Consider the following 19,047-nt stretch of genomic DNA (forward strand, 5'->3'; position numbering starts at 1 on the left):
TCACAGTTTGCCGCCCCGGCCGCCGTCACGCCGGGGCGGCGCGATGAGCGTCGACAGATACGGCAGCGGCGCCGCGTCCAGCTCGGCGGCCGGCCGCACCGACTCCTCGGGCAGGCCCAGCGCCGACCCCCACACCGCGTCCCCGATCCGCCCCGTCTCCCGCAGCGCCTCGGCGACCTCACCGGCCTGCCGTCCGAACTTGTACGCGACGACGGTCCCGGGCCCGGCCAGGGCATCCTTCAGCACGGCGGCCCCGGCGGTGACCGGCACGAGCGTGAGCGGCTCGGTCCCCTCGGTGAGTACGGCCCCGGAGCGCGCCGCGAGATCCTGCATGGCGGTGATCCCCGGAACGGTCTCGACGACGACGTCCGGCACCGCCTCCACCAGGGTCTGGGCGAGATACGTGAACGTCGAGTACACGTTGGGGTCCCCGATGGTCGCGAAGGCGACGACCCCGTACTCCCGCAGCAGCCCGGCGACCCGCTCACCGGCGGCGTCCCAGGCCGCCTCGCGCCGCGCGCGGTCGGTCCGCTCGTTTAGCGCGAACACCACCCGGACCACCTTCTCGGCGGACACGTAGTGCAGCACGGTCGCCTCGGCCCGCCCGCGTTCACCGGTGTCCATCACGGGTACGACGACGACATCGGCGTCCCGCAGCGCGTTGACCCCCTTGACGGTCACCAGCTCCGGATCCCCGGGCCCCACCCCGACCCCGATCAGCCTGCCGCTCATGACGTCCGGCACCTCTCCACGAACCGACGGGCGACACCGGGCTCGGACGCCCAGTGCGTGTGCAGATAGCTCGCGTGCACACCGCGCTGTACGAATCCCTCCACACGCCGCTCGGGCGTCCGCATCCCCCACGTGGGAGCCGCTCCGGCCCCTGGCTCCACGACGGTCCGGTGGAACTCGTGCCCCCGCATCCGCGCACCGGCGCCGGCCAGCGCACTGTCGCTCACGGCCACGGCGTCCCGGTATCCCAGGGTCAGCCGCTCCGACATCCGCGCGGAGGCGTCCAGCACCCCGCACATGGGCAGCCCGTCCAGCTCCCGGCACAGATACAGCAGCCCCGCACACTCGGCCGCGACGGGAGCACCGCTCACGGCCAGCTCGGCAACGGCCTTGCGCAGCGACGCGTTGGCGGACAACTCGGAGGCATACACCTCGGGAAACCCCCCACCGATGACCAGCCCGCCCGTGCCCTCGGGCAGCTCCTCGTCCCGCAGGGGATCAAATACGACAACCTCGGCCCCGGCAGCGGCCAGCAACTCGCCGTGCTCGGCATAGGAAAACGTGAACGCGCTGCCACCCGCCACAGCAACCCTGACAGCCCGTCCGGCACTCCCCAGCCCGTCCGGCGCTTGAGGACGAGGCCCGAAGGGCCGACAGGGGGTCCGGGGGCTTGCCCCCGGGGACGATGGGGGTCCCCCCGCTCGAGCGAAGCCGAGAGTGGGGGAGGGAAGGGGCGGCGGGGGCGAAGAAACCAAGACCTCACCCGGGTCCCACCCCGCACCCGCCAACGGCCCCGCACGACGCGCCAACGCGACCAAGGCCTCCACATCACACCCGGCGGCCACCCGCGCCCCCATCGCCGCAACCGCCTCGACAGCCAAGGAACCCCGCTCAGCCACCGGCACCAGCCCCAAATGCCGAGCCGGCATCTCCACCTGAGCGGCCCGCCGCAGAACCCCCAGCACAGGAACCCCCACGGACTCCAGCGCCTCGCGCAACGACCCCTCATGCCGATCCGAGGCAACCTTGTTCAAAATCACGCCCCCGACCCGAACCTCCGGATCCCAGCTGACGAACCCGTGCACCAACGCCGTCACGGACCGGGACTGCGACGACGCGTCGACGACCAGCACCACCGGCGCCCGCAGCAGCTTCGCCACCTGCGCGGTGGACGCCAACTCGCCCTCGCCGGCCGCCCCGTCGTACAGCCCCATCACCCCCTCGACCACGGCGATGTCGCACCCGTCCGCCCCGTGCGCGAACAGCGGAGCGATCAGCTCCGGGCCGCACAGATACGCGTCGAGGTTCCGCCCCACCCGCCCGGTGGCCAGCGAGTGATACCCGGGATCGATGTAGTCGGGCCCCACCTTGTGCGGAGACACGGCGAGCCCCCGCGCGGTGAGCGCGGCCATCAGCCCCGTAGCGATGGTGGTCTTGCCGCTGCCCGACGAGGGCGCGGCGATCACCAGCCGTGGGACCGAGCTCACCACTCGATGCCCCTTTGCCCCTTCTGCCCGACGTCCATGGGGTGCTTGACCTTGGACATGTCGGTGACGAGATCGGCGAACTCCACGAGCTTCTCCGGCGCGTTCCGCCCGGTGATCACGACGTGCTGGGTGCCCGGCCGGTCCCGCAGCACGGAGATCACCTCATCGGTGTCCACCCACCCCCAGTGCATGGGGTACGCGAACTCATCCAGCACGTACAGCCTGTACGTCTCGGCCGCCAGGTCCCGCTTGACCTGCTCCCAGCCCTCCCGGGCCTTCTCCTCGTTGTCCATCTGCGCGTCGCGCTGCACCCACGACCAGCCCTCGCCCATCTTGTGCCAGTCGACGGACCCGCCCTCACCGGAGTCCCCGAGCACCCGCAGCGCCCGCTCCTCGCCGACCTTCCACTTCGCCGACTTGACGAACTGGAACACCCCGATCGGCCACCCCTGGTTCCAGCCCCGCAGCGCCAGCCCGAAGGCGGCGGTGGACTTGCCCTTCCCCACGCCTGTGTGCACGACGACCAGTGGCCGGTTGCGCCGCTGCCGCGTCGTCAGCCCGTCGTCCGGTACGACACTCGGCTGTCCCTTCGGCATTACGCGGCCCTCCTCTGTACGTCCCTCACCAGCCCGGCGATGCTGTCCGCCCGCAGCTCGTCCAGCGTCACGGCACTGCCGCCCAGCTCACCGGCCAGCCGCCCGGCGAGCCCCAGCCGCACCGGCCCCGACTCGCAGTCCACGACCACGGAGGCGACCCCGTCGGCGGCGAACAACCGTGCCGCCCGCGAGGCCAGCGCGACCGGCTCCGGCCCACCCGTCGCCCGCCCGTCGGTCACCACCACGACCAGCGCCCGGCGTGCCGGATCCCGCAGCCGCTCCACCCGCAGCACGTCGTGCGCCCTGAGCAGCCCCGCCGCCAGCGGGGTCCGTCCGCCGGTCGGCAGCGACTCCAGCCGCGCCGCCGCGGCGTCCACCGACGACGTGGGTGGCAGCGCCACCTCGGCCGACGACCCCCGGAAGGTCACCAGACCCACCTTGTCCCGCCGCTGATAGGCGTCGAGCAGCAGCGACACCACGGCACCCTTCACGGCACTCATCCGCTGCCGCGCGGCCATGGACCCGGAGGCGTCCACGACGAACAGCACGAGATTGGCTTCGTGCCCCTCTCGCACTGCTTGCCTGAGGTCGTCCCGTCGGATCACCAACCCAGGCCCACTGCGCCCCCGCATCCGCTGATGCGGCGCCGCAGCCTCGACAGTGGCGGCCAGATGCAACTTGGTCAGCGCACCGGTGGGCCTCCGCGCGCTCGTCGTCCGCCCGTGCTCGGTCCGCGCCCGCGACCGCCGCCCGGCGGCACCCTCACCGATGCCGGGCACGCTCAGCACCTTCGTGCGGAACGGCTCGGCGGCCCCCACGGGTGACCGCTCACCGGAACCGGCCCCGGCGGGCCGCGGCTCCCCGGACTCCTCGGCCTCGGCCGGCGCCCCCGCGTCACCACCGCCCTCCGGCCCCTCCGCGGGCGGCTGCCCGCCGCCCCCGTCCGGGCCGTCCGGACCGGGGTCGGGATCGTCGTCGCCGGAGAACTCCTCCAGCGTCTGATCGAGCTTGTCCTCGTCCAGGCCCGGCGCATCGAACGGATTGCGCCGCCGTCGATGCGGCAGAGCGAGCAACGCGGCCTGCCGCACGTCCTCGGCCAGCACATCCGTCCGCCCGGCCCAGGCCGCCAGCGCGGTCGCCGTACGCGCCATCACGATGTCGGCCCGCATGCCGTCCACCTCGAACGCGGCACAGGTCGCCGCAATCTGCCGCAACGCCCCGTCCCCGAGCCGCACCGACGGCAACAGCTCCCGCGCCGCCACGATCCGCGCCCGTACGGCGGCCTCCTCCTCGGCCCACCGGGCGGCGAAGGCGCCCGGGTCGTCGTCGTACGCGAGCCGTCGCCGCACCACCTCCACCCGCTGGTCGGGCTCGCGCGAGGCAGCCACCTCGACGGTCAATCCAAAGCGGTCCAACAATTGGGGGCGCAATTCGCCTTCTTCGGGATTCATGGTCCCGACGAGCAGGAACCGCGCCGCGTGCCGTACGGAGACACCCTCACGCTCGACATACGAAGCGCCCATCGCGGCGGCGTCCAGCAGGACGTCGATCAAGTGGTCATGCAGCAAATTGACCTCGTCGACGTAGAGGATGCCCCGGTTCGCCGTGGCGAGCAGACCCGGCTCGAAAGCCTTGACCCCTTCGGAGAGGGCTCGTTCGATGTCGAGGGCCCCCACCAGCCGGTCCTCAGACGCTCCGACGGGTAGCTCAACGATCCGCGCGGGGCGCGTTTCCGACACCTCGGGCTCATGAGGCCCGTCCGGACATGCAGGGTCGGGCGCGCCTGGATCGCAGGAGAAGCGGCATCCCGAGACGACCGCCACGGGCGGCAGCAAGCCGGACAGCGCACGTACGGCCGTGCTCTTCGCAGTGCCTTTCTCACCTCGAATGAGAACGCCGCCGACTGACGGGCTCACCGCGTTGAGCATCAGCGCCAACCGAAGGTCGTCCTGTCCGACGACGGCGGTGAACGGATAGGGAGTGGTCACTGGTCGTCGCCCTCCAGATCGCCTTCGAGTTCCAGATAGGTGGCGCGCAGCCGCTCCAGGGTGTCCGCGTCCGGCTCCGCCCACAGCCCGCGGTCGGCGGCCTCCAGCAGCCGTTCGGTGATGCCGCGCAGCGCCCATGGGTTGGACTGCTTCATGAAGTCCCGGTTCTCCGCGTCGAAGACGTACTCAGACGCGAGCCGCTCGTACATCCAGTCGTCCACGACCCCGGCCGTGGCGTCGTATCCGAACAGGTAGTCCACGGTCGCGGCCATTTCGAAAGCACCCTTGTAACCGTGCCGCCTCATCGCGCTCATCCAGCGCGGGTTGACCACGCGGGCCCGGAAGACCCGGTGGGTCTCCTCGCCGAGAGTCCTTGTCTTCACCTGCTCAGGAGTCGCCGAGTCGCCCACGTACGCCTCCGGGCTCGCGCCCGTCAGATGCCGCACCATGGCGACCATGCCGCCGTGATACTGGAAGTAGTCGTCCGCATCAGCGATGTCATGCTCACGCGTGTCGACATTTTTCGCCGCCACCACGATCCGCCGGAACGCCGTCTCCATGTCGCCGCGCGCCGCCCGTCCATCGAGCCCGCGCCCGTAGGCGTAGCCGCCCCACACCGCGTACACCTCGGCGAGGTCCGCGTCCGACCGCCAGTTGCGCGCGTCGATCAGCGGCAGCAGCCCCGCCCCATAGGCTCCCGGCTTCGAGCCGAAGACGCGGGCCGTGGCCCGCCGCCAGTCGCCGTGCTCGGCGGTGTCCTCCTCCACATGCGCCCGTACGTAGTTGGATACGGCCGGTTCGTCCAGCTCTGCCACCGCCCGCACCGCGTCATCGATGAGCCCCACGACATGCGGGAACGCGTCCCGGAAGAAGCCGGAGATGCGGACGGTGACGTCGATGCGCGGCCGGCCCAGCTCCTCCGGGGGCACGACCTCGAACCCGGTCACCCGGCGGGAGGCGTCGTCCCACACCGGACGGCACCCCAGCAGCGCCAGGATCTCGGCGATGTCGTCGCCCTGGGTGCGCATCGCGGACGTGCCCCAGACCGTGAGGCCCACGGACTTCGGGTACTCGCCGGTGTCGTTCAGGTACCGCTGCACCAGCGAGTCCGCCAGCGACTGCCCGACCTCCCAACTCAGCCGCGATGGAATCGCCTTGGGGTCGACGGAGTAGAAGTTCCGGCCGGTCGGCAGCACGTTGACCAGACCGCGCGTCGGCGAACCGGACGGTCCGGCCGGCACGTAACCGCCGTCCAGGGCCCGCAGGATGTGCCCGATTTCGTCCGTCGTACGGGCCAGCCGCGGTACGACCTCGGTGCAGGCGAACTCCAACACCGCCACCGCGTCCGGAAGTTCAACGCCGATCACGTCCCGGACCAGCCCCGGCACCTCGGTGGCCCGCCACTCCCGCTCCTCCATGCCCTCCGCGATCCGCCGGCAGAGCTGCTCCAGCAGGTCGATCGCGTCGGCGCCGGTGCGCGCAGGGCCGTCAACCAAGTCCGTCAGTTCCACCGGCACCTTCACCGGCGCCCCCGGCTCGGCCAGCAGCTCCTTCTCCACCAGCCCGAAGTGCGCGGCCAGCGCGGCCCGCAAGCCCGGCAGCGCGTTCGCCTGCCCGCCCCATACCTGCGAGGCGCGCAGCACCGCCAGGACGAGGTTCACGCGCGATTCGCCTACCGGTCCGCCGCCGAGAATATGCAGACCGTCCCTGATCTGCACGTCCTTGATCTCGCACAGATAGCCGTCGATGTGCATGACGAACTCGTCGAAGTCGTCGTCGTCCGGCTGGTCGTCCACATGCAGGTCGTGGTGGAGTTCGGCGGCCTTGACCAGCGTCCAGATCTGCGCCCGAACCGCCGGTGCCTTCGCCGGGTCCAGGTCGGAGACCAGCGCATACTCGTCGAGTAGCTGCTCCAACTTGGCCAGGTCGCCGTAGGTGTCGGCCCGTGCCATCGGCGGCACCAGGTGATCGACGACCGTGGCGTGCCCGCGCCGCTTGGCCTGTGTGCCCTCGCCGGGGTCGTTGACGATGAACGGGTAGATCAGTGGCAGGTCGCCGAGCACCGCATCCGGCGGGCATCCAGCGCCCAGGCCCAGCCCCTTGCCCGGCAGCCACTCCAGCGTGCCGTGCTTGCCCATGTGCACGATGGCGTCGGCGCCGAAGCTGTTCTCCAGCCAGCGGTAGGCCGCCAGGTAGTGGTGCGACGGCGGCATCTCGGGGTCGTGGTAGATCGCGATCGGGTTCTCGCCGAAGCCGCGCGGCGGCTGGATCATCACGACCACATTGCCGAACCGGAGGGAGGCGAGCACGATGTCGTCGCCGTCCACGTACAGCGAGCCCGGCGGCTCGCCCCACGCCTCCAGCATGGCGCCGCGCAGGCCCTCGTCGAGCGTGTCGAACCACGCCCGGTAGTCCGCCGGCGGCACCCGCGCGGGAGCGGCGGCCAGCTGCTCCTCGGTCAGCCACTCGACGTCGTGCCCGCCGGCCTCGATCAGCCGGTGGATCAACTCGTCGCCGTTGTCGGGGTAGTCGGTCAGGGCGTAGCCCGCATCCCGGAGCGCGTCCAGCACCCGCACCGCCGAGGCCGGGGTGTCGAGCCCCACCGCGTTGCCGACCCGCGAGTGCTTCGTCGGGTACGCGGTGAACACGAGCGCCAGCTTCTTCTCGGCGTTCGGCTTGTGCCCGAGCGCCGCGTGCCGTACGGCGATACCGGCGACCCGCGCGGCCCGCTCCGGGTCGGCGACGTACACCGGGACGTCGTCGGGGCCCTGCTCCTTGAAGGAGAACGGGACCGTGATCAGCCGCCCGTCGAACTCCGGGATGGCGACCTGCATCGCCGCGTCCATGGGGGACAGGGCCGCGTCGGACTCGTCCCACGCGGCGCGCGACGACGTCAGGCACAGTCCTTGCAGCACCGGCACGTTCAGGTCGGCGAGCGCCCCGATGTCCCAGGCCTCCTCGTCTCCGCCCGCCGACGCCTGCGAGGCGTGCGTGCCGCCCGCCGCGAGGACGGTGGTGACCAGGGCGTCGGCCCGCGCCAGCAGCCCGTACAGCTCCGGGTCGGCGCCGCGCAGCGAACCGCAGTAGACGGGAAGGGCGTTGGCGCCTCGTGCCTCGATCGCGTCGCACAGCGTGTCCACGAACGCGGTGTTGCCGCTGAGTTCGTGCGCGCGGTAGAAGAGCACGCCGACGGTGGGACGGCCCTCGACCAGAGCCCGCTCCCCGTGCAGCCCGAACTCCGGCATCACCCGCGGCTCTTCGAACCCCTCGCCGGTCAGCAGCACGGTGTCCGACAGGAACCGGGCCAGCTCGGTCAGGTTCTCCGGGCCGCCCTCGACGAGGTACCGCAGCGCCTCCGCGACCACGCCGGCCGGCACGGTCGACTCGGCCATGAGTTCCGCGTCCGGCACGGTCTCCCCGCCGAGCAGTACGGCCGGGATGCCGGACGCCTTCAGCGCGGCGAGCCCGTCCTCCCAGGCCCGCTTGCCGCCCAGCAGCCGTACGACGGCGAGGTGCGCCCCCTCCAGCAGCGCGGGCAGCTCCTCCGCCACGTCCACGCGGGTCGGGTTGCCGATCCGGTAGGAGACGCCGGTCGCGGCCCTGGCCGCCAGCAGGTCCGTGTCGGCGGTCGACAACAACAACACAGTGCTCATGCGGGCGCTCCCGGTGGAAGGAAAGGCAGTCCTTGTGGCGCGCCGGACTCGATGAGCCGCCACAGCGCGTCCGTGTCCGCGTGCTGTTCGATCAGGTCGCCGAGCCGGTCGAGCTGCTCCTCGCGCAGCGCGGCGAAGGAGGTGCCGGGGGCCGGTACGAAGCGGCGTCCCGAGGCCCGCGCCACCTCGCGCAGGAAGGCCCGCCGGAAACCGTCCGACTCCAGCGAGCCGTGCCAGTGCGTGCCCCAGGTCTGTCCGACCCGGCAGCCGTCCAGGCTGTGTCCATGGTCATCGGAGATGAACGCCTCCCCGTCCAGGACCTCGGCGACCCCGTGATGGATCTCGTACCCCTCGACCCGCTCCCCGAGGGCTTGGCCGACCGGCCGGGTGAGCGTCTTCTCGCGCGCGAACCGTACCCGCACCGGCAGCACGCCGAGCCCGTCGACCCGTCCCCGCCGGCTCTCCACGTCGTCGTCGATGTGCTCCCCGAGCACCTGGAAGCCCCCGCAGATCCCCAGCACGGGCCGCCCCTCGGCCGCCCGCCGTGCCAGCGCGTCCGCCAGCCCCCGCTCCCGCAGCCACTGAAGCGCCCGCACGGTGCCGCGCGTCCCCGGCACCACCACCAGGTCGGCGTCGGCCAGTTCCTCGGGCCGGTCCACGAAGCGCACCACGACACCCGGTTCGGCGGCCAGCGCGTCCACGTCGGTGAAGTTGGACATCAGCGGGACCGCGCACACCGCGACCCGCAGCACGTCCTCGCCGACCGGCGCCGCCACCACCGACTCGCGCACGGTGCCGCGCAGCGACACCCTGAGCCCGTCCTCCTCGTCGATGCCGAGCCCGTGCCGGAAGGGCAGCACACCGTACGTCCGCCGTCCGGTCAGGCCGTGCAGCATGTCCAGACCGGGTTCCAGGAGCGACACATCGCCCCGGAACTTGTTCACCAAGAAGCCTGCGACCAGCTCCTGGTCCTCAGGGGAGAGCAGCGCGACGGTGCCGAAGAACGACGCGAAGACGCCGCCCCGGTCGATGTCGCCGACCACCAGGACCGGCAGCCCGGCGCCCCGGGCGATCCCCATGTTCACGATGTCGGTGCGCCGCAGATTGATCTCGGCCGGGCTGCCGGCCCCCTCGCAGATCACCGCGTCATACGTGTTCCGCAACTGCTCCAGACAGTCCAGCACCGTGCCCAGCAACCGCTGTTGCCGCCCGCCGTGGTACCCGCGGGCGCTCATCTCGCCGACCGGCTTGCCCAGCAGCACCACCTGGCTGGACCGCTCGCCGCCCGGCTTGAGCAGCACCGGGTTCATCAGCGCGGTCGGCTCGACGCGGCAGGCCTGGGCCTGCATGGCCTGCGCCCGTCCGATTTCCGCGCCCTCGCGCGTCACGAACGAGTTCAGTGACATGTTCTGCGCCTTGAACGGCGCGACCTTGACGCCCTGTCGCACCAGCCACCGGCAGATCCCGGCGGTCACCACGCTCTTGCCGGCGTCCGAGGTGGTCCCGGCGACCAGCAGCCCCCCAGCGCTCACGATGCACGTCCCTTCATGACGCTCCGTGCGAGGACACTGGCCCCCAGCGCGAGCCAGCCGACCCGCCGCGAGAGCCGTACCGCCCGGTCGATGTCGGACACGGCCACGGCACGCCCGCCGCCGCCCAGGACGGGCCGGTGCTCGACCCGCCCGCCGTAGGACAGGGTCCCGCCGAGCCGCACGCCGAGCGCGCCCGCGAAGGACGCCTCGACGGGTCCGGCGTTGGGGCTCGGGTGCTTCGCCGCGTCCGCGCGCCACGCCCGTACGGCCCCGCGCGGATCCGGCCCGGCGAGCGCGGCGAGTACGGCGGTCAGTCGCGCCCCCGGCCACCCGGCGACGTCGTCGAGGCGGGCGGAGGCCCAGCCGTAGCGGCGGTGGCGAAGGGACTTGTGGCCGACCATCGCGTCCAGTGTGTTGACCGCACGGAACCCGAGCAGCCCCGGCACCCCGGCGACGGCACCCCACACCAGCGCGCCCACCACGGCGTCGGAGGTGTTCTCCGCGACGGACTCCACCACCGCGCGGGCGATCCCCTCGGCGTCCAGCGCCTGCGGATCCCTGCCGCACAGGTGGGGCAGCCGGGCCCGGGCCGCCTCGACGTCCCCGGCTTTAAGGGCCCGCCCGATGGCGCGGGCCTCACGGGCCAGCGACGTGCCGCCGACGACGGCCCAGGTGGCGGCGGCCGTCAGGGCGGTGGAGGCGGCGGGGGAGGAGCGTACGCAGCGGGCGGCGAGGGCGCCCAGGGCGACGGTCCCGCCGACGCACACGGTGGTGTGCACGGCGCCCCGGCCCCGGTCGTCCCGCCACAGCACCCGTTCCACGGCAGCCGCGGCCCGCCCGAAAGCGGCGACCGGATGCCCTCGGCGGGGATCGCCGAGCAGCAGGTCGCCGAGGAGGCCGGCGGCGGCGCCGTACGCGAACACGCGGTCGGCACCCATGGTTCAGCCGGTGACGGATCCGGAGGGAGCGGCCCCGAAGCGGGGTGGTACGTCGCTGGTCGACCTCAACAGGCAGCCGCGCATGGCGATATGTCCTCACTCAGGGTGTCCACGCCCTGGTTCGACGAGACCGGCGGTGAGAGTTCCTGGCTCCCGGGGTGTGCACCCCGGTGACAGTGGCGGGACCGCGCCGGAATCGCACCGGCTTCCTCTCCTGCCGCCGTATTGGCTGAGGCAGTCCACCACGCCCCCCGAAGGGCCGTCAACTTGCCGTTGACCTGCGGGGCTGAAGTGTGCTGAGCCCCACAGAGGGGCGCCCGTGGGTGAACCGCGGCCGGGCGCGCACGCGACGGCGGGCGGTGCGGGAGCCCCGGCTCCCGCACCGCCCGCCGGACGGACGCGCTCAGCGGTCAGGCCATGATCAGGTAGATCCCGTACCCCACCGCCGCCGCGCACGCCGCGAAGCAGGCGTAGGCACCGGTGACCGCCAGGGCCGCGGACTGGCCCTGTGCGGCGGCCCGCTCGCGGCGGGACAGACCGGAGATGCCGAGGGTGAACAGGCCCACCAGGGCCACGGTGACCACGAGGCTGACGCCGAAGACGGAACCGAGGGCCGCCCAGTCGATCTTCATGGTGCTCTACTTCCTTCGTACCGGGTCGCGGTCAGACGGTGGTCGTGGCCGATGGCGCCGCCGGGTCGGTGGACGCCGGAGCCGGGATCGTGGATGAGAGGTCGTCGGACACGGTGCCCGCCGGGGGCGGGGTGACCGCGGCCATCGCCTGCGTGACCACGCCGGACGGCTCCTCGCCCGGTACGTCGTGGTCGTTGACGTTGGTGTGGTCGATGACCTCGCGCCGGGAGATCTTCCAGATCGCGGCGCTGGAACCGACCAGGAAGACGGCCACGAGGGCGGTGCCCCAGTCGCCGAAGCCACAGACCCACTCGGCGAGCGCGGCGACGAGGGCCGCCGCCGGCAGCGTCAGACCCCAGGCGACGAACATCCGGGTGGCGGTCGACCAGCGGACGACACCGCCCTTGCGGCCCAGGCCCGCGCCCATCACGGAACCGGACACGGAATGCGTGGTGGAGAGGGAGAAGCCGAGGTGCGAGGAGGCCAGGATGACCGTCGCGGCGCTGGTCTGGGCGGCGAAGCCCTGCTGCGGCTGGAGGTCGGTCAGGCCCTTGCCCATGGTGCGGATGATGCGCCAGCCGCCGAGGTAGGTGCCGAGCGCGATGGCGATGCCCGCCGAGAGGATGACCCACAGCGGCGGGTCGGAGTCGGGAGCGAGGGTGCCGCCGGCCACCAGGGCCAGGGTGATGATGCCCATCGTCTTCTGGGCGTCGTTGGTGCCGTGGGCCAGGGAGACCAGGCCGGCGGAGGCGATCTGCCCGGCGCGGTAGCCCTTCTCGGAGGCCTTGCCGTCGGCCTTCCTGCCCATGCGGTAGGTGAGCCGGGTCGCCAACATCGCGGCGAGACCGGCCACCAGCGGAGCGGCGATCGCGGGGATCAGGACCTTGGTGACAAGGACGTCACCGTGCACCGCGCCGAAGCCGGCGGAGGCGACAGTGGCGCCGATCAGGCCGCCCATGAGGGCGTGCGAGGAGCTGGACGGCAGGCCGACCAGCCAGGTCAGGAGATTCCAGAGGATCGCGCCGACCAACGCGGCGAAGATGACCTCGGGACGGATGCCGGCCTCGTCGACGAGGCCTTTGGAGATCGTGTTGGCGACCTCCACCGAGAGGAATGCGCCGACAAGGTTCAGCACGGCGGACATGGCCACCGCGACCTTGGGCTTGAGTGCACCGGTCGAAATGGTCGTTGCCATCGCGTTCGCGGTGTCGTGGAAACCGTTCGTGAAATCGAACGCGAGTGCGGTTACCACCACAATCGCGAGGATCAGCGAGAAGCTTTCCATTTACCCAGGCAATCGTTCGAGGTCATTGGCTGATCGAACGTAGGTAACCAGAGTGAACGGAAGATGAACTCGAATCGGCATCGTGGTGACCGTAAGAGGGGGCGCCCGCTCCGCCGGATGGGCGGTCCCGCCCCTCCGGCGCCCCCGCCTGGCAGGATCGCGTCATGACTCAGCAGCGAGGGGACAGCCGCAGGCGTGCGGCCGAGGAGGAGGAGACCCGTGCCTGGGCGGAGCTCGTGGAGACCGCGCGCCGGAGCGTCGCCGACGGACTTGTCGTCGGCACCTCCGGCAATGTGTCGGTGCGGATCGGCGAGACGGTCCTGGTCACCCCGTCGGGGGTGCCGTACGACCGGCTGACACCGGACGACGTGACCGGTGTCGACCTGGCCGGGCGGCAGGTGCTCGGCTCGCTGGTCCCGACCAGTGAGCTTCCCATGCATCTCGCGGTGTACCGCACCACCGGCGCGCGTGCCGTCGTGCACACGCACGCCGTGCACGCCACGGCCGTCTCCACCCTCGTCGACGAACTTCCGCCGATCCATTACATGGCAGCGGCCCTGGGCGGCCCCGTCCGGGTCGCCGGCTACGCCACGTACGGCACCGGCCGGCTGGCCGAGAACATGCTCCGCGCCCTCGAGGGCCGCACCGGATGCCTGCTGCAGAACCACGGCGCGATCACCTACGGCACGACCCTCGCCCAGGCCTACGACCGCACGGCCCAGCTGGAGTGGATGTGCCGCGTCTGGCTGACCGCGTCCTCGCTCCCGGGCCTGTCCCCACACCTCCTGACCCCTGAGCAACTGGCGGAGGCGGCCGAACGCCTGACCGGCTACGGCCAACGAAGCACCGGCGTCTGAGGCGGAGGCACCCAGCCCGTCCGGCGTTTGAGGACGAGGCCCGAAGGGCCGACGGGGGTCCGGGGGCTTGCCCCCGGGGACGGGACGGGAAGGGGCGGCGGGGGCGAAAACCCGCCCCGCCCGCCACCCCGCGCATCGGCCCACTGGCCGGGTACCCGTCCCGACATGACACTGGAAAGCGTGCGCACTGTCAGTGTGACGGCCGCTGCCGTCACCGCCGTGATAGGCGCCGGCGCCGCCGCAGTGGCCGCCGGCCGCCTCGCGAGCAATGCCGCCCTCAGGATCCCGCCGGGCGGACCCCTGCCCACCGAACCCGGACTCACCGTCCACGCCACCGCCGCCGGCCAGGTCACCCTCACCCGGGACCTCGCCGCCCTGCGCCCCGGCCGCCACGGTCTCACCGGTGACGGCTTCCACGCGGTGGTCGGCCCCGTGCTGTCCGGCACGTCGAACCCCGCCGACACCGTCGTCCGCCGGCTGGAACGCGTCACGCACGGCACCCTCGAACCCGGCGACCGCGCCTGGTTCACCCCGGCCCTGCACGTCGGCGACCCGGGGACCGCTCTCGGCCTGGACCACACCGGCCTCGACGTCCCCGGCGAACTGGGGCCCCTGCCCGTCTGGTTCGTGCCGGGCGCCCGGGACACCTGGGTGATCGCCGTCCACGGCCTGGGAACCACCCGGGAACACGCGCTGAACGTCCTGGAGCTCCTGCACCGCCACCGCTTCCCGGTGCTCATCCCCGCCTACCGGGGCGACCCCGGCGCACCGCGCTCACCGGACCGCCTCAACCACCTCGGGGAGACCGAGTGGCGCGATCTGGACGCCGTGCTCCGGCACGCGGTGGATTCCGGCGCCCGGCAGGTGGTCCTCTACGGCTGGTCCACCGGCGCGACCATGGCCCTGCGCGCCGCCGCCCGCTCCGAGATGCGCGAACGCGTCGCCGGCCTCGTCCTCGACTCCCCGGTGCTCAACTGGGAGGCGACCCTGCGCGCCCTCGCCGCGGCCCACCACACCCCGCGCCCGCTGCTGCCGCTGGCCGTCCGCGCCGCACAGGGCCGCACCGGGCTGTACGGCGACCGCAGGCCCGGCGCCGTCCACCTGGACCGCGTCGGCGTCCCCACGCAGATCATCCACGGCCCCGACGACGCGGTGGCGCCCTGGCGGTTCTCCCGCGAGCTCGCCGCCGCCCAGCCGAACTTCATCACCTTGCACACCGTCAGGGGCGCCCCCCACGCTGCCATGTGGAACGCCGACCAGGAGGCGTACGAGGAGACCCTGCGACGCTTCCTCACCCCCTTGATGTGAGGCCGGTTCCGGGGATTCCGTTTAGCGCCGCACCAGTGGCCTGATTCCATCCCCGCTGCCGCATCCGGGCCCGGCGCGGGGGCCCTCCCCGGGCCCCGTCGGCATTCCGTTTGGGTTTTCGGACCGTCAACCGCAAGACTGCACCTGTGACGTCCCGTATCCCGCGCGACTCCAGGCTTCGACTCGTCCGCCCGCGACCCCTGGCCGCCGCCCCCACAGCGATCAACCGGCGGCGCACGCGCCGCCCCGCGCCGCGCCCCCCGGAGGGCACCCCCGCACCTGCGGAACTGGCCAGAATGGCGCGCTCCTCTCTGGCCGCGGCGGCCCGCGTCGCCCGCTGGGCCGACGCCGCCCTGGGCCCCGGCCGGGACGGTGCCACCGCCGACGGCAAGGCCACCCTCTCCGACGCGACCGCCGAACGCGCGGCCCACGACCTGGGCCTGACCGCCGCTCAGGTCCGTGCCGACTGGGACACCGCCCGCCTGGCCGGCCTGATCGAGGTGCACGGCGACACGGCCCGCCCCGGCTGGCGGCTGCGCGCCTGGGACCGCGACGACAGCGCCGTACTGCGCGGCTGGGTCGCCCTCTGCGACGCCTGGTCGCTCGCGTACCCCGAGCCCATGGAGTACGAGCCCGCCGCCGTCGCCGAGGTCGTCACGGCCATGCCGCAGGTGCTCTCCTTCCTCCAGCTGTCCGCCGGCCCCGTCCCCGTGCCGCAGCTCCTCGACCTCCTGCAGCAGCGCGTCACCGAGCTCCGCACGGAGCGCTGCGAGATCGACTACGTGCCGCAGGCCGACGAGGCGCCCGAACCTGCCGGGAACCAGGCCGGAACCGGGCCCGGGCACGGTCTCCAGCGGCCCCGGCCCGCGCTCGCCGAGCCGGCCGCCGACGCCCCGCTCGAACCGCTGCTCGACTGGGCGCTGCGCGCCCTCGCCTCCGTCGGCGCCCTCACCTACGGCGCCGGACAGGCCACCCTCACCCCGCTGGGCAGCTGGGCGGTATGGGTCAAGCTCGAGCAGATCTGCGTCGCCGCCCAGAGCCCCGCCGGGAACATCGAGCAGAGCGCCGAGGACATGCTGCGCGGCTGCGCCCAGCTGCGCCCCAACGCGGCCCGCGCCGAATACCGCGCCTGGCTCGCCGCGCGGCCGGTCGGCAGCGCCGTCACCGAGCTGATCGGCGCCGCCCGGGGCGAGGACGCCCTGCTGCGCGGCCTCGCCTTCGAGGCGCTGCGCGTGGTCGGAGCCCCCGCCGAACCCGAGGTCCGCACCGTGCTCGACGAGCCGACGCTGCGGCCGTACGCCCTGCTGTGGCTCGCCGAGCACGACGGCGCCGACCCCGAGGACGCCCACGCGGTCCTCACCCGCCAGGAGGCCACCTGGCTCTGGGTGGACACCGCCGCCGCCGTCGCCGACCACGGCGAGGCCCCGCTGCTGGTCCGCCATCTGGAGTCCGCGGTCCAGCCGACCGTCCCCGCCCTGCTCGCCGAGGTGCGCGCCGTCGGTCACCCGCGCACCGTCCAGGTCCTGGTGGCCCTCGCCGCCGTACACCCCGATCCCGCCCTGGCGAAGGCGGTCCGCCGCGCCGCCTTCCAGGTCCACACGGGCGGCTGAGCCGGCCCGTCGTCCGCCTGCCCCCGGACCGGTCGGGTGCCGGTCCGAGGGGGCCCGGCTCAGGTGCCGGTCTCGGGCGCGTAGGTGCCGAAGCTCCAGACATTGCCCTCGAGGTCCCGGGCCATGTAGTCCCGCGAGCCGTAGTCCTGGTCCGTCGGGGGCATCAGGATCTCCGCGCCCTGCTCCACCGCGCGCCGATGGTGTGCGTCGACGTCGTCCACCACGACGTACACCCCGGCCGGGCCCGCGCCCTTCATCGCCGTGTCGAACACCCCGCCCCGGCCCTTGGAACCCAGCATCACCACGCCGTTGCCCTGCGCCAGCTCGGCGTGCATCACCATGCCGTCCTCGCCCTCGTACACCGACAGCTCCGTGAAGCCGAAGGCCTCCGTCAGCTGCCGGATCGCCGCCTTCGCGTCCCCGTACAGCAGCGTGGGAACGATGCTCGGACGCCCGCCGCCCGTGCCTGCCATGACGATCACTTCCTCGTGTCTCACGCACACCGGAATGTCCACTCGCCGCCCAGTCTGGCACCGGGCACCGACAACGGCCGGGACGCCCGCACGGAGAAAAAGCGCTTGCACGGCCCCGTTAGAATGGTTCGCATGGCCATTCTCCTCGCGCATTAGACGGCGGGAACGTCCTCAGCCGCCCACCGCCACCCCACCTGCCCTGGAGTCTGTCCGTGATCTCCGCCTCCGGCATCGAGCTGCGCGCCGGTGCCCGCGTCCTCATCGAAAGCGCCACCTTCCGCATCGCCAAGGGCGACCGCATCGGCCTCGTCGGCCGCAACGGTGCGGGCAAGACCACCCTCACCAAGGTCCTCGCCGGCCAGGGCATCCCCGCCGCCGGCAACGTCACCCGCTCCGGCGAGGTCGGCTACCTGCCCCAGGACCCCCGCACCGGCGACCTCGACGTCCTCGCCCGCGACCGCATCCTCTCCGCCCGCGGCCTCGACGTACTGATCCGCAAGATGCGCGAGAACGAGCAGCGCATCGCAGGCGGCCAGGGCGCCACCAGGGAGAAGGCGCTCAAGCAGTACGAGCGCCAGGAGACCGAGTTCCTCACCAAGGGCGGATACGCCGCCGAGGCCGAGGCCGCCACCATCGCCGCCGCGCTCAACCTGCCCGACCGGGTGCTGGGCCAGCCCCTGCACACCCTCTCCGGCGGTCAGCGCCGGCGCGTCGAGCTCGCCCGGATCCTGTTCTCCGACGCGGACACCCTGCTGCTCGACGAGCCGACCAACCACCTCGACGCCGACTCGATCGTCTGGCTGCGCGACTACCTCAAGACCTACCGCGGCGGCTTCATCGTCATCTCCCACGACGTGGACCTGGTCGAGACGGTCGTCAACAAGGTGTTCTACCTGGACGCCAACCGCGCCACCATCGACATCTACAACATGGGCTGGAAGCTCTACCAGCAGCAGCGCGAGGCCGACGAGAAGCGCCGCCGGCGCGAGCGCCAGAACGCCGAGAAGAAGGCCGCCGCGCTCAACGCGCAGGCCGACAAGATGCGTGCCAAGGCCACCAAGACGGTCGCCGCGCAGAACATGGCCCGCCGCGCGGAGCGCCTGCTGTCCGGCCTGGAGGAGGTCCGCCAGTCCGACAAGGTCGCCAAGCTGCGCTTCCCCGAGCCCTCGCCCTGCGGCAAGACCCCGCTGATGGCCGAGGGCCTGTCGAAGTCCTACGGCTCCCTGGAGATCTTCACCGACGTCAGCCTGGCCATCGACAAGGGCTCCCGGGTCGTCATCCTGGGCCTCAACGGCGCCGGCAAGACGACCCTGCTGAGGCTCCTGGGCGGGGTGGAGCAGCCGGACACCGGCGCCGTCGTCCCCGGCCACGGCCTCAAGCTCGGCTACTACGCCCAGGAGCACGAGACCCTCGACCCCGACCGCACGGTGCTGGAGAACATGCGCTCCGCCGCGCCCGACATGGACCTCGTCGAGGTCCGCAAGGTGCTCGGCTCGTTTCTGTTCTCCGGCGACGACGTCGACAAGCCGGCCGGTGTCCTCTCCGGCGGCGAGAAGACCCGTCTCGCGCTCGCGACCCTCGTCGTGTCGTCGGCGAACGTGCTGCTCCTCGACGAGCCGACCAACAACCTCGATCCGGCCAGCCGCGAGGAGATCCTCGGCGCCCTGCGCACATACAAGGGCGCGGTCGTCCTCGTCACCCACGACGAGGGCGCCGTCGAGGCGCTCCAGCCGGAGCGGATCATCCTGCTGCCGGACGGTGTCGAGGATCTCTGGGGCTCCGACTACGCGGACCTGGTCGCCCTCGCCTGACCGGCCGGATCGGTCAGCCACGGTTGATCGAAGGCGTGATCCACTGGGTATGGATCATTCGGCCCATCGGTGATCCATCATTCGTGTGAGATCTCCTCATCCCGAGGTGTGTCCTACACCGATTTCGCGGTCGAGCCCCTGGACG

Annotated in this window: 14 protein-coding genes and 1 riboswitch; of the genes, 4 read left to right on the forward strand and 10 right to left on the reverse strand. The window is 72.5% G+C overall.

Features of this window, described 5'->3' with window-relative positions; all coding sequences use genetic code 11:
- The 9 genes from cobI to AB0L56_RS25915 form a co-directional block, all read right to left on the reverse strand.
- Positions 1–732: a precorrin-2 C(20)-methyltransferase gene (gene cobI / locus AB0L56_RS25875; protein WP_365427030.1), complete on the reverse strand. Its 732-nt coding sequence runs from the start codon at positions 730–732 to the stop codon at positions 1–3.
- Positions 729–2,222 carry a cobyrinate a,c-diamide synthase gene (locus tag AB0L56_RS25880; protein ID WP_365427033.1) on the reverse strand — a complete coding sequence of 498 codons (1,494 nt, stop codon included), beginning with the start codon at positions 2,220–2,222 and terminating at the stop codon, positions 729–731. Before AB0L56_RS25880 ends, cobI begins: the two co-directional genes overlap by 4 nt.
- Positions 2,216–2,815, reverse strand: coding sequence for a cob(I)yrinic acid a,c-diamide adenosyltransferase (cobO, locus tag AB0L56_RS25885; protein WP_365427036.1), 600 nt, complete (start codon positions 2,813–2,815; stop codon positions 2,216–2,218). The genes AB0L56_RS25880 and cobO overlap by 7 nt, the downstream gene beginning before the upstream one ends.
- A complete protein-coding gene (locus AB0L56_RS25890) occupies positions 2,815–4,803 on the reverse strand; it encodes a putative cobaltochelatase (protein WP_365427039.1) in 1,989 nt (662 codons plus the stop codon). The genes cobO and AB0L56_RS25890 overlap by 1 nt, the downstream gene beginning before the upstream one ends.
- Positions 4,800–8,456: a cobaltochelatase subunit CobN gene (cobN, locus tag AB0L56_RS25895; protein ID WP_365427042.1), complete on the reverse strand. Its 3,657-nt coding sequence runs from the start codon at positions 8,454–8,456 to the stop codon at positions 4,800–4,802. The genes AB0L56_RS25890 and cobN overlap by 4 nt, the downstream gene beginning before the upstream one ends.
- The gene (locus AB0L56_RS25900; protein WP_365427045.1) at positions 8,453–9,988 is read right to left on the reverse strand and encodes a cobyric acid synthase; all 1,536 of its coding nucleotides are present in this window, start codon (positions 9,986–9,988) and stop codon (positions 8,453–8,455) included. The genes cobN and AB0L56_RS25900 overlap by 4 nt, the downstream gene beginning before the upstream one ends.
- Positions 9,985–10,926, reverse strand: coding sequence for a cobalamin biosynthesis protein (locus tag AB0L56_RS25905; protein WP_365427048.1), 942 nt, complete (start codon positions 10,924–10,926; stop codon positions 9,985–9,987). The genes AB0L56_RS25900 and AB0L56_RS25905 overlap by 4 nt, the downstream gene beginning before the upstream one ends.
- A gap of 119 nt (positions 10,927–11,045) precedes the next feature.
- A riboswitch (cobalamin riboswitch) is annotated at positions 11,046–11,186 on the reverse strand.
- A 150-nt stretch (positions 11,187–11,336) separates the two neighbouring features.
- A complete protein-coding gene (locus AB0L56_RS25910; RefSeq protein WP_361035183.1) occupies positions 11,337–11,558 on the reverse strand; it encodes a hypothetical protein in 222 nt (73 codons plus the stop codon).
- 31 nt (positions 11,559–11,589) lie between these two features.
- On the reverse strand, positions 11,590–12,843 hold the full coding sequence (locus AB0L56_RS25915) for an inorganic phosphate transporter (protein ID WP_365427053.1): 1,254 nt from the start codon (positions 12,841–12,843) through the stop codon (positions 11,590–11,592).
- Positions 12,844–13,007: 164 nt separating this feature from the next.
- Here AB0L56_RS25915 and AB0L56_RS25920 point away from each other — a divergent pair, with 164 nt between their 5' ends.
- The 3 genes from AB0L56_RS25920 to AB0L56_RS25930 all read left to right on the forward strand — a co-directional run bounded on the left by AB0L56_RS25920 (position 13,008) and on the right by AB0L56_RS25930 (position 16,618).
- A complete protein-coding gene (locus tag AB0L56_RS25920) occupies positions 13,008–13,700 on the forward strand; it encodes a class II aldolase/adducin family protein (protein ID WP_365427056.1) in 693 nt (230 codons plus the stop codon).
- Positions 13,701–13,880: 180 nt separating this feature from the next.
- Entirely contained in the window at positions 13,881–15,008 is a 1,128-nt protein-coding gene (locus AB0L56_RS25925; protein ID WP_365427059.1) for an alpha/beta fold hydrolase, read from the forward strand.
- A gap of 296 nt (positions 15,009–15,304) precedes the next feature.
- The gene (locus tag AB0L56_RS25930) at positions 15,305–16,618 is read left to right on the forward strand and encodes a hypothetical protein (protein ID WP_361035195.1); all 1,314 of its coding nucleotides are present in this window, start codon (positions 15,305–15,307) and stop codon (positions 16,616–16,618) included.
- Between the two features lie 59 nt (positions 16,619–16,677).
- Here AB0L56_RS25930 and AB0L56_RS25935 read toward each other — a convergent pair whose 3' ends face one another.
- The gene (locus tag AB0L56_RS25935) at positions 16,678–17,091 is read right to left on the reverse strand and encodes a VOC family protein (protein WP_361035198.1); all 414 of its coding nucleotides are present in this window, start codon (positions 17,089–17,091) and stop codon (positions 16,678–16,680) included.
- A 212-nt stretch (positions 17,092–17,303) separates the two neighbouring features.
- On the opposite strand from AB0L56_RS25935, the gene AB0L56_RS25940 reads away from it, so the two are divergent.
- Positions 17,304–18,902: an ABC-F family ATP-binding cassette domain-containing protein gene (locus AB0L56_RS25940; protein ID WP_361035201.1), complete on the forward strand. Its 1,599-nt coding sequence runs from the start codon at positions 17,304–17,306 to the stop codon at positions 18,900–18,902.
- The last annotated feature ends 145 nt before the right edge of the window (positions 18,903–19,047 follow it).

The organism is Streptomyces sp. NPDC052079, from assembly GCF_040680275.1.
Taxonomy (GTDB): Bacteria; Actinomycetota; Actinomycetes; order Streptomycetales; family Streptomycetaceae; genus Streptomyces.

Excerpts from the sequence above, each read along its gene's own strand:
- cobI (WP_365427030.1), bottom strand. The coding sequence starts at position 732 with ATGAGCGGCAGGCTGATCGGGGTCGGGGTGGGGCCCGGGGATCCGGAG.
- cobO (WP_365427036.1), bottom strand. The coding sequence starts at position 2,815 with ATGCCGAAGGGACAGCCGAGTGTCGTACCGGACGACGGGCTGACGACG.
- cobN (WP_365427042.1), bottom strand. The coding sequence starts at position 8,456 with ATGAGCACTGTGTTGTTGTTGTCGACCGCCGACACGGACCTGCTGGCG.
- AB0L56_RS25905 (WP_365427048.1), bottom strand. The coding sequence starts at position 10,926 with ATGGGTGCCGACCGCGTGTTCGCGTACGGCGCCGCCGCCGGCCTCCTC.
- AB0L56_RS25910 (WP_361035183.1), bottom strand. The coding sequence starts at position 11,558 with ATGAAGATCGACTGGGCGGCCCTCGGTTCCGTCTTCGGCGTCAGCCTC.
- AB0L56_RS25915 (WP_365427053.1), bottom strand. The coding sequence starts at position 12,843 with ATGGAAAGCTTCTCGCTGATCCTCGCGATTGTGGTGGTAACCGCACTC.
- AB0L56_RS25920 (WP_365427056.1), top strand. The coding sequence starts at position 13,008 with ATGACTCAGCAGCGAGGGGACAGCCGCAGGCGTGCGGCCGAGGAGGAG.
- AB0L56_RS25930 (WP_361035195.1), top strand. The coding sequence starts at position 15,305 with ATGGCGCGCTCCTCTCTGGCCGCGGCGGCCCGCGTCGCCCGCTGGGCC.
- AB0L56_RS25935 (WP_361035198.1), bottom strand. The coding sequence starts at position 17,091 with ATGGCAGGCACGGGCGGCGGGCGTCCGAGCATCGTTCCCACGCTGCTG.